The sequence below is a fragment of the Pseudomonas fluorescens genome (assembly GCF_900215245.1).
Classification (GTDB): Bacteria; Pseudomonadota; Gammaproteobacteria; order Pseudomonadales; family Pseudomonadaceae; genus Aquipseudomonas; species Aquipseudomonas fluorescens.
In genome coordinates, this window is record NZ_LT907842.1 from 1390195 (window position 1) to 1402423 (window position 12229).

General features: G+C 60.5%; 9 protein-coding genes. 8 read left to right on the forward strand and 1 reads right to left on the reverse strand.

The window, feature by feature from the left end; translation table 11 throughout:
• Positions 1–573 precede the first annotated feature (573 nt).
• The 8 genes from CPH89_RS06530 to CPH89_RS06565 all read left to right on the forward strand — a co-directional run bounded on the left by CPH89_RS06530 (position 574) and on the right by CPH89_RS06565 (position 11506).
• Entirely contained in the window at positions 574–3741 is a 3168-nt protein-coding gene (locus CPH89_RS06530) for a type III effector HrpK domain-containing protein (RefSeq protein WP_053258220.1), read from the forward strand.
• Between the two features lie 254 nt (positions 3742–3995).
• A complete protein-coding gene (locus CPH89_RS06535; RefSeq protein ID WP_053258221.1) occupies positions 3996–4640 on the forward strand; it encodes an NAD(P)H-dependent oxidoreductase in 645 nt (214 codons plus the stop codon).
• Complete coding sequence (locus CPH89_RS06540; RefSeq protein ID WP_053258222.1) at positions 4579–4956, forward strand: MerR family transcriptional regulator; 378 nt, start codon at positions 4579–4581, stop codon at positions 4954–4956. The genes CPH89_RS06535 and CPH89_RS06540 overlap by 62 nt, the downstream gene beginning before the upstream one ends.
• 126 nt (positions 4957–5082) lie before the next feature.
• The gene (locus CPH89_RS06545) at positions 5083–6222 is read left to right on the forward strand and encodes a Fic family protein (protein WP_053258223.1); all 1140 of its coding nucleotides are present in this window, start codon (positions 5083–5085) and stop codon (positions 6220–6222) included.
• Between the two features lie 89 nt (positions 6223–6311).
• Complete coding sequence (locus CPH89_RS06550) at positions 6312–6554, forward strand: exodeoxyribonuclease VII small subunit (protein ID WP_003176346.1); 243 nt, start codon at positions 6312–6314, stop codon at positions 6552–6554.
• A complete protein-coding gene (ispA, locus tag CPH89_RS06555; RefSeq protein ID WP_053258224.1) occupies positions 6551–7438 on the forward strand; it encodes a (2E,6E)-farnesyl diphosphate synthase in 888 nt (295 codons plus the stop codon). The genes CPH89_RS06550 and ispA overlap by 4 nt, the downstream gene beginning before the upstream one ends.
• A gap of 110 nt (positions 7439–7548) precedes the next feature.
• Entirely contained in the window at positions 7549–9447 is a 1899-nt protein-coding gene (gene dxs, locus CPH89_RS06560) for a 1-deoxy-D-xylulose-5-phosphate synthase (protein ID WP_053258225.1), read from the forward strand.
• Between the two features lie 157 nt (positions 9448–9604).
• A complete protein-coding gene (locus CPH89_RS06565) occupies positions 9605–11506 on the forward strand; it encodes a TonB-dependent receptor domain-containing protein (RefSeq protein ID WP_053258226.1) in 1902 nt (633 codons plus the stop codon).
• Between the two features lie 262 nt (positions 11507–11768).
• Here the strand turns inward: CPH89_RS06565 and CPH89_RS06570 are convergent, their stop codons facing one another.
• Positions 11769–12140, reverse strand: a complete 372-nt coding sequence (locus CPH89_RS06570; protein ID WP_053258227.1) for a hypothetical protein — start codon at positions 12138–12140, stop codon at positions 11769–11771.
• Positions 12141–12229 lie beyond the last annotated feature (89 nt).

The following is a 12229-nucleotide window of genomic DNA, read 5'->3' on the forward strand; positions in this document are numbered from 1 at the left end:
AAGCGCTCTCCCTTGCGGCTTGTTGAATCGGTATCGGGCCCTGCTGGCGGGCTCGATGGAGAGCTGCTTTTCATGGTACTGACCTCGTTGTGAAAAACTCACGCGTGAGAAAATCTACAGGTAATGCTCGGCATGCTCAATAGCTCACGCGTGAGATTTTTTACCTGGCGTTTGCGCCCCAGCCAAAAGCCCCCCTTGGCCAAGGTTGACACGACTGCATCGCAATCTGATGAACGGTTATGCGGCGCTGACAGCGCCTCAACACTTCGCTTGCCGCGCTCTAGGATAAGCCTGCCCTGAATGGCGCGCTTTTTTTGCAGGGGCCGGCACTACGCCCCGAATGTTTCACATTAGCCGTGGCGTTGTGAATTGTTGTGAAGGCTGGGCTAGTCGGCTAATTCATCATGCTAAGTTGCGTGACAGTGTTATTGGCAGCACTCATGCACAGCGGCCGCGCCACTAAGGCCGCCCTCTTGTTATTCAATAAACAGCCTCGGGTAGTTATCCAGGAAGTTGGGCGCCCCTGCGCGCCTTAAAAGACGCCGGGGCAATAATTACATCAGGAGAAGAACCATGGTAGCGAAGGTAGAAACGACCCCAAAGGACGCCGCGGTCACCCCTAAAAGCTCCGTCGCTGCCTGGGAAAAATCCGTCAAAAAAGCCTCTGCGCCCAAGGATGAGTTGGGCAAGGGCCAGAAACGCCCTGAGGGTGATACCCGCTCGGCCCAGCAAATCATTGATGACACGCCACTGCTCGCCCAACTGGGCAATCAAAGTGGGGTCAAGGACAACCTTAAAAAGCAGGTCGGCGATTTTGAGAAGGACGCGGACGCGGCCTATCGCGCCTCCAAAGTGCTCGAACATGTCGAGTACATCGATGAGAGTGGCAAGTTGACTGCTGGCGAAAATGTCGGCAACAACAGCATCGACGGGTTCACCAAGGACGGCGACGCTCGGCACGGCACCGAGGCCGGCCGCCTGCAGGATTTCGGCAAGTACGGCTATTCGAGCCTGCGCGGCGAGGTGGTGAAGTCGGACTTGGGCGACCAGCAGAAGCGCCCCGACGGTGATACGCGCTCGGCCAAGGAGATTATCGACGCCACACCGCTGCTGAAAAACCTCGGTAACCAGAGCGATGTGAAGGAGAACCTCAAGAAACAGGTGGGGGATTTCGACCACGATGCCGACGCCGCGTACCGCGCCACCCAGGTGCTGGAGCACGTGGCCAGTATCGATGAAAACGGCAAGCTGCTGACCGGTTATGACGCCCGCAACAAAGACAACGACAGCATTGATGGCTTCACCAAAGACAAAGAAGCCCGCCACGGCACCGAGGCCGGCCGCTTGCAGGATTTCGGCAAGTACGGCTACTCAAGCCTCAAGGGTGACCTGATGCACGTCAAAGACGCGACCCATACCGACAAGGCCGCGCCACCCGATGAGCCGCAGGACGTGCAGGCCCTGCGCGACACCTACAACATCCCCACCTTCGGCGCCGAAGGGTTAATGGACATGGAGTTGCCCAACGACAAGACCGTGGGCGGCCAGACGGCCGAGAACTTTGTGCAGGGCATTCGCGATGACATCAAGAGCGGCAAGCTGAGCGAAGACTCGGATGAAGCCAAGATCGTCAAGCTGATGGACGCCCAGGCCGCACTGGACAGTGGCTACGACCTGTACGGCTATGCCGAGAGCATCAACCTGGGCAGCGGCACTTACCGGGAAACGGACAAGACCCCGACCAAGCTCAACGGCAACGACGTGAAGGAGATGGTCGACGAAGACAAACTCGCCAAAGAAATTTCCACGTTGATGGGCAAGGAAGGGATTAAAGATCGTTACGACGCCGAACTAAAGAAAAGTGTCGGTAGTTTGTCGCAAGACCGCTTGAATGAAGTGCGCGAACAAGTGTTCCCGGCGCTGTTTAAAGATGGCAGCCGTGATGCCAACTTGAACTTCGAAGAATATGTAATCGCCATGAATGACTCGGGCGATCCGAAAAAATCGGAAATGGCCGAGTTGGACGTGGACCGCTATTTCGAGTCGCTGCGCATTCTCGAACCGGACAGCTTCACCGCGCGCCGTCAGACCTTCGACCAGAACATGATGACGCACCAACTCAACACCTACATGGAACACCCCGACAAGGTCTCGCCGGAGAATGCCGAAAGCGGGCTGAAGGCCTCGTTCACCATGATCAAGGGTGGCATCAACGCCGCCCTGGGTGGGCTGGACAAGGGCGACAAAGCCTACGACATGTACAAAAAAATGAAGGATGAGATCGACATCCTCGACGGCCATATCAAAGGGCTGACCCCGGCAGAAAACAAACAGATCGCCGCGGCCATTCGTCTGGCGGCTGCCAGCGGCGACCCGAAAGCCATCGACAAGGTGGTCGACACCCAATTGAAGGGCCTGGGCGCCAATCGCGAAGCGGCGGCCGGTTCCTTGAAGACGGTGTTGCACACCGCCAGCTCCACCGGCGGGCTGAGTGCGATGGCGGGCACCATGAACCTGGTCAGCGGCGCCCTGCAACTCGCCAATGGCGGCGGCAACATGACCGACGACCAGAAAATCGCCGCCGCGAAAGACCTGGTCGCCGGCTTGAGCTTTACCAACGACTTCCTCAAGTTCGGCTCGAACATTGTGGAAACCCTGGGTGGCACTAAAACCTATGACCCTGCCGTGGACAAAGACGGCAAAGGCCCGCCTAAAATCAAAGCCACCGAATGGCTAGGCCTGATCGATGAGAACCTGCCGGATATCTGGGGCAAGAAAGCCACCGAACAATCTGACGCGCTGGCCGCATCCATCAGCAGCCGCGTCAAAGAGTCTTCCGAAACCCTCAAGCAGCTCGACGTGGGCAACCTGTCGGCCGATGAGGTCAAGGAGTATGACAACGCCGCCAAATCCCTTGGCGAACACATGGGCGTCAAGGACATTCCCGGCAAAGGCGCCCCGGCTTCGAAATCTGAAATTGCGATCGCCTCCGGGCGCTCGTTCCTGCGCTTTATGGGCGGCGCCGGCCTGGATTTGACCGGCGGCGTGATGGACATCGTTTCCGGCGCGCGCAAACTGAAAAACGCCAAGACCGCACTGGAAAAAACCGACGCTGCCTTCACGCTGGGCGGCGGTGCGTCCGGCACCGGTATGGCGATTGCCAATACCATCGCGATGTTCGCCCCCAAAGGCGCGCACCTGGCCGGCAAACTGGCCGGTGATGTGGCCGCGACGGTTATTCGCGGGCTCGCCATCGGTGCCCGTGTGGCGGGCCCGATTTTCGCCGTGGCCGGGGTGATCTTCGGGGTCGCAGGCACCCTGATCGCCGAAGCGGTCGAGCATGCCAAGCTGCAAAAGCTCACCGATTCCCAGGGCAAGTTCTTCAAGGACCTCGCCGCTGCCGGCGTAACCAAGGACGACTGGGGCGACAAGCTCGAATACGCGCGTTATGCCACCTATATGTATGGCGGCCGTGACACGCCGGACGACAAGTCGATGTTCGAGTACCAGTCGGACGAGTGGAAACACTTCAAGGAAACCGAAGACAAAAAAGGCAGCTCCCTGGCGCGGCTGGCGCCCTACCTGCACAAAGACAGCGACCCCGACAGCAAGAACCTGTGGGAAAAATTCCTGGCAGGCGGGACCAGCTCCAGCGGGCCACATGGCAGTGAGCGGCATACTGATGATTGGCGGCCTTGGGGCAGCACGGACATGGACACAGGGAGCAAGCACACGGCCTGATGTTGCGTAGGCATTTTTCAGGCAAGCCTCTGCTGTTCTGTTAAGTGCAGATCCCGATGGGAGCGGGCTTGCTCGCGAAAGCGGTGGTTCAGTCAACTTCAATGTTTGCTGGGCCGACGTCTTCGCGAGCAAGCCCGCTCCCACCTTTGATCGTTGCTGCTTTGAGTATTGGGTTCGCTTAACCGGGCGGCCCTTGACTCTCCCCTATACGGCACACCCTACCCTGAACGCCTCGACGTTCAGGACCTCACCCCATGCACCAACGCATCCTGGTCATCCTCGGCCACCCTTCCACCACGAGCCTGTGTTCAGCCTTGGCCGAAGCCTACATCCACAGCGCAAAAGTCGCCGGTCACCAGGTACGCGTGCTATCCCTGGGCGATCTGACTTTCGACCCCGTGCTTCACCACGGCTACGCGCAGATTCAGGCGTTGGAACCCGATTTGCTCAGCGCCCAGTCCGACATCCTCTGGGCCACCCACCTGGCTTTCGTTTTCCCGATCTGGTGGGGCGGTATTCCGGCGGTGTTAAAGGGGTTTATCGACCGTATTTTCCTACCCGGCTTTGCCTTTAAATACCGCGAAGGCAAGTTGTTTCCTGACAAGCTACTGCTCGGCCGAACCGCGCACTTGTTGGTGACCCTGGACACGCCGCCGTGGTATTACCGCTGGTTCTACCGCATGCCGGGCATTCATCAACTGCGCAGCGCGACCCTGGCGTTTTGCGGCATCCGGCCGACCAAGACGTTGCTGTTCGGGCCGGTGCTGGGATCTACGCCAGCGCACCGCGCAAAGTGGCTGACACAGGCGAGCGGACTAATGGGAAAAGGGAGTTTTCATGTACATCGGCAAAGCCGCGCAGTTATCGGGCACGACCATCAAGGCGATTCGTCACTATGAGGCGATAGGCCTGTTGCCAGTACCGCAGCGGGAGGGGCGCTATCGGATCTATTCCGCGCACAGTGTCGAGCTGTTGGCATTGATCAAGTGCGCCCAGCAGTTGGGTTTCAAGCTCAAGGAGTTGCAGGGGATTTTGCACGGGCACCAAGGCGATGCCCTGCCTTGGGCACGGGCAGAGCAGGCCATCGCCAGTAAGAAGCGCGAACTGGCCGGACAGATTGCCGGGTTGCAGCAGATGCAGGCGGGGTTGATCGCGTTTGAAGCACAGCTTAAGGACGCGCAGGGGCAGTGTTATTTAACCGCTGACAGTGACTGACTTTCCCGGACGACGCCGCCGTCTGGCTCGGTGTCTGGTGGACGATGAGCCGAATAGGATGCACAATCGGCTCACAAAATGAGCCGAATAACGTTTTTATTCGGCTCACGCACCCAGGCATGCCCCATGGATCATCCGTACTGGATCTGGCAACACACCGATTGGCCCCACTTTCATTGGCAGCCCGGACAGCTGGCGGTCTTGCTGCGCGAGTGCGGGCAAGCCCAAGGCAAGCTGCTGGGCATGCTTGGCTCCGTCAGCCAGACAGTCAGTGCGCAGAATGAGCTGGATGCGTTGCTGCAAAATATTCTGACCTCCTCGGCAATCGAGGGCGAGCATCTGAATGTCGGCTCCGTGCGTTCCTCTCTGGCGCGGCGCTTGGGCCTGGAGGCGATGCAGGACGGCCAGGTGAGTCGACGCAGTGAAGGCCTCGCCGAACTGATGATGGACGCCACCGAGCAGTTCGCGCAGCCGTTCACTCTTACGCGCTTATTGAATTGGCATCACTGGGTGTTCCCCACCCCGGAAGCTGGCTTTGCCCCACGCGCGCTCAATGTCGGCGCACTGAGGGGAGATGAGTCCATGCAGGTGGTGTCGGGGCGACTTGATCGGCCAACGGTCCATTTCGAGGCGCCACCGCGCCGAGGCCTGGAGCAAGGGCTGGGTGATTTTCTCGAATGGTTCGAAACCAGCCGCAACCAGCCAGAGCTGGACCCGCTGATCCGCGCTGGCGTCGCGCACTTCTGGTTTGTCACGCTGCATCCGTTCGATGACGGCAATGGTCGCCTGACCCGCGCAATCACTGATTTGGCATTGGCCCAGGGCGACCATCAGGCCATCCGTTTTTATGCCATGTCAGCCAGCATCCTCGAGGACCGCGCCGGTTACTACAGCGCGCTGGAGTCCAGCCAGAAGGCCACACTGGATATCACTGATTGGCTGGCGTGGTTTTTGAAAACCCTGTTGCGCAGCCTGCAGCAGGCGATGGCGCGAATAGAACGCGTCCTAGGCAAGCCCCGGTTCTGGCAGCAGCACCGCGACCTCTCGTTGTCCACCGAACAGATCAAGGTACTCAACCGCCTGCTCGACGGCGATGAAAAGGGCTTCGAACACGGCATCAGCGCCGCGCAGTACCAGGCCGTGGCGAAGGTGTCCAAGGCTACTGCAACCCGCCATCTGGCTGATCTGCTGGAAAAAAACTGCCTGGTCCGCTTGCCCGGCGGAGGCCGTAGTACGCGTTATCAAATCAATGGCCGAGACGACTGAAGCGCCCCCACTCATTTGCCCGCTCATTTGCCCAGAATCCCCATGTCTGCTAGTGTCGCGCCGGTTTACCGTCTACCGGAATAGCCGCCATGGCCCGCAAAAAAGTTGCACTCGATTTCGAACAATCCCTCGCCGACCTGCAAACCCTGGTCGAGCGTCTGGAGAACGGCGAGTTGTCGCTGGAGGACTCGCTGACGGCGTTTGAGCAAGGTATCGGCCTGACCCGCGACTGCCAGAGCGCCTTGGCGCAGGCGGAGCAGAAGGTCCAGGTGCTGCTGGAACGTGACGGGGAGTTGGCCGAAGAACCTTTCGATGCGGAACAGCCGGAATGATCGACGCGTATCAGGCCAGTAGCCAAGCCCGGGTCAATGCGGCGCTCGAGCCCTTGTTTGTTGCGCCAAGCCCGGAAATGAACCGCCTCTATGCTGCCATGCGCTACAGCGTGATGAATGGTGGCAAGCGTGTGCGCCCGTTGCTGGCGTATGCCGCGTGTGAAGCCCTGGGCGCGCCTGCCGAGCAGGCCAATGGCGCGGCGTGTGCGGTCGAGCTGATTCACGCCTACTCCCTGGTGCATGACGATTTGCCGGCGATGGACGACGATGATTTGCGTCGCGGCCAGCCGACCACCCACAAAGCTTTTGATGAAGCCTATGCGATCCTCGCCGGTGACGGCTTGCAGAGCCTGGCGTTCAGCGCCTTGCTGGACCCGCGCCTGAACAGCGTGAATGCCGAGATCAGCCTGCGCATGGTCACGGCACTTGCGGTGGCCGCAGGCCCGGCCGGCATGGTCGGCGGGCAAGCGATCGACATGGGTTCGGTCAGCCTCAAGCTGGACCAGCAAGCCCTTGAACACATGCACCGCCACAAGACCGGTGCACTGATCGAAGCCGCCGTGCACCTCGGCGCCCTGGCCAGCGGTCGGGCCGACGCTGCGCAGTTGGCGTCCTTGCAGACCTATTCCCAAGCCATCGGCCTGGCCTTCCAGGTGCAAGACGACATTCTCGACGTCGAAAGTGACACCGCGACCCTCGGCAAGCGCCAAGGTGCGGATGCCGCACGCGATAAACCGACGTATCCGGCCCTGCTCGGCCTCGAAGCCGCCAAGGCGTATGCCCTGGAACTGCGTGACCAGGCCCTGAATGCCCTGCGACCTTTCGACGCGGCGGCCGAGCCACTGCGCGACCTGGCGCGGTATATCGTCGAACGCCGCCACTGATAACGCGGGCTATTAGCGCCGCATATCAGCCAAGTTCGGCGCTCTGCGTGGGCAGTTTGCACGGCTTGAGGTAAACTGCCGCCTCTTCTATACCTATAACGATTCGCCTGATGCCCACGACGTTCCAAGAGATTCCCCGCAAGCGCCCGTCCACGCCCCTGCTCGACCGTGCTGCCACGCCGGACGGCCTGCGTCGACTGGGTGAAGCCGAGCTGGAAACCCTGGCCGATGAGTTGCGCCTGGAATTGCTCTACACGGTCGGTCAGACCGGTGGGCATTTCGGTGCAGGGCTGGGCGTTATCGAGCTGACCATCGCCTTGCATTACGTGTTCGACACCCCGGACGACCGGCTGGTGTGGGACGTGGGCCATCAGGCGTATCCGCATAAAATCCTCACTGGCCGTCGCGAGCGCATGGGCACCCTGCGTCAGAAGGACGGCCTGGCCGCCTTCCCGCGTCGCGCCGAAAGCGAGTACGACACCTTTGGCGTCGGCCACTCCAGCACCTCCATCAGTGCGGCGCTGGGCATGGCGATTGCCGCCCGCCTGCAAGGCAGCGACCGCAAGGCGATTGCCGTGATTGGCGATGGCGCGCTGACCGCCGGCATGGCGTTCGAAGCGCTGAACCATGCGCCGGAAGTGAACGCCAACATGTTGGTGATCCTTAACGACAACGACATGTCGATCTCGCGCAACGTCGGTGGCCTGTCCAACTACCTGGCAAAAATCCTCTCCAGCCGCACCTACGCCAGCATGCGCGAAGGCAGCAAGAAGGTGCTCTCGCGCCTGCCCGGCGCGTGGGAAATTGCCCGGCGTACCGAAGAATATGCCAAGGGCATGCTGGTGCCTGGCACCCTGTTCGAAGAACTGGGCTGGAACTACATTGGCCCGATCGACGGCCATGACCTGCCGACCCTGATCGCCACGCTGCGCAACATGCGTGACCTCAAGGGCCCGCAATTCCTGCACATCGTCACCAAAAAAGGCAAAGGCTTCGCCCCGGCGGAAGTCGACCCGATTGGTTACCACGCGATCACCAAGCTCGAGCCTGTGGACGCTCCCGCCGCCGCGCCGAAAAAGGCCAGCGGGCCGAAGTATTCCGGCGTATTTGGCGAATGGCTGTGCGACATGGCCGCCGCCGACCCACGCCTGGTGGGGATTACCCCGGCGATGAAGGAAGGCTCCGACCTGGTGGCGTTCAGCGAGCGTTTCCCGCTGCGCTATTTCGACGTGGCGATTGCCGAGCAGCACGCCGTGACGTTTGCGGCCGGTATGGCCTGCGAAGGCGCGAAACCGGTGGTGGCGATCTACTCCACGTTCCTGCAACGCGGCTATGACCAGCTCGTTCATGATGTGGCGGTGCAGAATCTCGACGTGCTGTTCGCCATCGACCGCGCAGGCTTGGTCGGCGAAGACGGCCCGACCCACGCCGGCAGTTTTGATTTGTCCTACTTGCGCTGCATTCCCGGCATGCTGGTGATGACGCCGAGCGACGAGAACGAACTGCGCAAGATGCTCAGCACCGGTCACGTGTACAACGGCCCGGCCGCCGTGCGTTACCCACGCGGCAACGGCCCGAATGCGCTGATCGAAAAAGACCTTGAGCCGATTGAAATCGGCAAGGGCATTGTTCGCCGCCAGGGCAGCAAGACCGCATTCCTGGTGTTTGGCGTGCAATTGGCCGAAGCCCTCAAAGTCGCCGAGAAGATCGACGCCACCGTGGTCGACATGCGCTTCGTCAAACCGCTGGACGAAGCCCTCGTGCGCGAAATCGCCGCGAGCCATGAGCTGCTGGTGACGGTCGAAGAAAACGCCATCATGGGCGGCGCCGGTGCGGCGGTCAGTGAGTTCCTGGCGCGGGAGAATATCCTCAAGTCGGTGCTGCACCTGGGCTTGCCGGACGTGTACGTCGAACATGCCAAGCCGGCGCAGATGCTTGCCGAATGCGGGCTGGACGAAGCCGGGATTGAAGCCTCGGTGCGCGAACGCATGGCACTGCTCGGCCTGTAACCCGACCTCCCGGTGAAAACCGGGCCAACCTGTGGGAGCGAGCTTGCTCGCGAATGCGGGGTATCAGTCAACCGAGAGGTTGAAGGTGCCGCCGCATTCGCGAGCAAGCCCGCTCCCACATTGGTTTTATGCCATTTTCAAATGCCAGGGACAGCCCATGACCCGCCTTCGCTTTGCCCTGCCCTTGCTGCTGCTCCCCAGCACTGATTTGCTCGCCGATGCCTTCGAGCGCGACGACGCGCTTAAACTCCCGGACGTCGTGATCAGCGCCAACCGTCAGGTGCAGGACCGCAATGACAGCAGTGCGGCCAACACCGTGTTCACCCGCGATGACATTGACCGCCTGCAACCGACCAGCGTGACCGACCTGCTCAGCCGCGTACCCGGCGTGCAAGTGGCGCGCACCGGTGGCCGTGGCAGCCTGCCGGGGATCTACATTCGCGGCACCAAATCCGCGCAAAGCCTGGTGCTGGTCGATGGCCAACGTATCGCCAATACCACCTCCGGTGACAGCGGGTTGCAGTACCTGAACGTCGATCAGATTGAACGCGTGGAAGTGCTGCGCGGCTCACGTTCGGTGATCTACGGCAGCGATGCAATCGGCGGGGTGATCCAGATATTTACCCGGCGCAATGCCGAACAGGGCCTGCAGCCGCGCCTGAAGCTGGGGTTTGGCAGCCACCAGACGTGGGAGCGTAGCCTTGGCCTCTCCGGCGGTGACGAGCACACACGCTTCAACCTGGGGGCGAGCCTGGATGAAACGGCCGGGATCAACGCCTCCCACGCGTCGTTTGCCAGCGATGGCGACCGTGATGCCTATCGCAATCAATCGATTAGCCTGAACCTCAGCCACGCCATCAACGATGCGCTGGAAGTGGGCTTCAACCTGCTGGATAACCGTGGCAAGTCAGAGTACGACAACAGCTTCGGCCGCTACGACGCCGCCAGCGGGCAAAGTGTCGGGCAAAAACCCTACACCGACTACACCGTGAGCAGCGCCAGTGGCTATGTCGACGCCAAGCTCAATGAGCGCTGGCAGTCGCGCCTGGAGCTGGGCCACAGCGAAAACCGCGACACCAAGCGCGATAAGCTCAGCGCTGATTTCAGTGTATTCAACACCTATCGCGATTCGCTCAACTGGCAGAACGACCTGACGCTCGATGATCAGAACAGCCTGATTCTCGGCGGTGACGGGTACGAAGATCGCTTCAACGGCAGCACCGCCTTTACCGAAAACAGCCGCTGGAACCGTGCCGCCTTTGTGCAGCATCGCTTCCATAGCGAGCGGTTCTCCACGGAACTGGGCCTGCGGCGCGACCAGAACCAGCAGTTTGGCAGCCAGAACAGTTGGAGCGGCACCCTTACCGTGCCGATCAACCCTGACAATGACGTGCTGCTGAGCTACAGCGAAGGCTTCCGCGCGCCGACCTTCAACGACCTTTATTACCCTGACACCCAGTACAGCAACCCCAACCTGCAGCCCGAGACCTCGAAGAGCTACGAGCTGCAATGGCGCAGCCAACTGAGTGACAGCACACGCGTAGAGGCCTCGCTGTATCGCACCGACTTAAGCAACGCGATCATCCTCGACAGCACCAGCAAGCCGCAAAACGTGGCGTCGGCGCGTATCAATGGCGTTGAAGCGGCGCTCAAGCAAGAGCTGTTCGGCTGGCAGGGCAACCTGGGGGTTTCGATCATCGACCCGCGTGACCGCGATACCGGCCACACGTTGGCCCGCCGTGCGCGCCGCACGCTGAGCGTGGATTTGGATCGACAATTCGATCAGTTGAGCGTCGGCGCCAGCTGGCAAGCGATCAGCAGCAGTTACGACGATGAAGACAATCGTAATCGCCTGGGCGGTTACGCGTTGTTGGGGCTGCGCAGCAGTTGGGCGTTGAGCCGCGAGGTGTTGCTGTCGATCAAGGTGGATAACGTGCTGGACAAGACCTATGCCAGGGCGATGTACAGCTACCAGGACCCGAATTTCCAGAACAATCAGCATTATCGCGAAGAAGGCCGGGCATGGATGTTCGGGGTCACCTGGACGCCCATGTTTTAACCGTACATTGAATCTCGATGGACCTGGCGCAGTAGCGGAAAAAACCGTGTTCCAAGGCAAGCAGTCAGAAGACGCACGCAAACGCCACAAGCCGTCTGATGGACGATGCTTGCGAACACACGCTCGATCAAGACTCAGCCTTGCCGCAGAAATTTTCTGCCGGGCACTGGGTTCTGTTAATACCCAATTGCCTACAGGGTACCGATCGCGGGCGCTCAGCCGCGGTGCGCGCGCACACCAGCGCGATGGCGGTCACACACCATCAACGCTGAGGGATTCTGTTGATGCGCGCATTGGATGCAAGGCTGCCGTCTGCCAGCGCTGCGCTGCAGGTTGAATATCCCCAGGCGTTAGCCCAACCCTGCGAGGTGAACGACACAAAGTAATCCGCTTTTTTCCCGTCACGTGCCAATACGTAATCGAAGCACTGTGCCGTGCCGCCACGGATAGCGGTGATTTTCGTGGGTGCCTGAATGTTCAGCATGTCCTGCTGGGTGCTGTCCATCGACGAAGAGCGGTCCACCACAGGATGAGCACCGAATGTCCTGAGCGCGGTGATCCGTTGGGAGAGATCGCACCCGCTGATTAACGCCAATGTGAGGGCCATACCTGCCAACGCCAAAAAGTAACGCATGATGTGTCCTTAAGCTGCTTGATCAACCCGAGTGGGCAGGCAGCGAAACTAACATCGTGGCTCATGCAGTTCTGGCGGCAACGTCCGGC

Excerpts from the sequence above, each read along its gene's own strand:
- CPH89_RS06535 (WP_053258221.1), top strand. The coding sequence starts at position 3,996 with ATGCACCAACGCATCCTGGTCATCCTCGGCCACCCTTCCACCACGAGC.
- CPH89_RS06570 (WP_053258227.1), bottom strand. The coding sequence starts at position 12,140 with ATGCGTTACTTTTTGGCGTTGGCAGGTATGGCCCTCACATTGGCGTTA.
- CPH89_RS06545 (WP_053258223.1), top strand. The coding sequence starts at position 5,083 with ATGGATCATCCGTACTGGATCTGGCAACACACCGATTGGCCCCACTTT.
- CPH89_RS06540 (WP_053258222.1), top strand. The coding sequence starts at position 4,579 with ATGTACATCGGCAAAGCCGCGCAGTTATCGGGCACGACCATCAAGGCG.
- ispA (WP_053258224.1), top strand. The coding sequence starts at position 6,551 with ATGATCGACGCGTATCAGGCCAGTAGCCAAGCCCGGGTCAATGCGGCG.
- dxs (WP_053258225.1), top strand. The coding sequence starts at position 7,549 with ATGCCCACGACGTTCCAAGAGATTCCCCGCAAGCGCCCGTCCACGCCC.
- CPH89_RS06565 (WP_053258226.1), top strand. The coding sequence starts at position 9,605 with ATGACCCGCCTTCGCTTTGCCCTGCCCTTGCTGCTGCTCCCCAGCACT.
- CPH89_RS06550 (WP_003176346.1), top strand. The coding sequence starts at position 6,312 with ATGGCCCGCAAAAAAGTTGCACTCGATTTCGAACAATCCCTCGCCGAC.
- CPH89_RS06530 (WP_053258220.1), top strand. The coding sequence starts at position 574 with ATGGTAGCGAAGGTAGAAACGACCCCAAAGGACGCCGCGGTCACCCCT.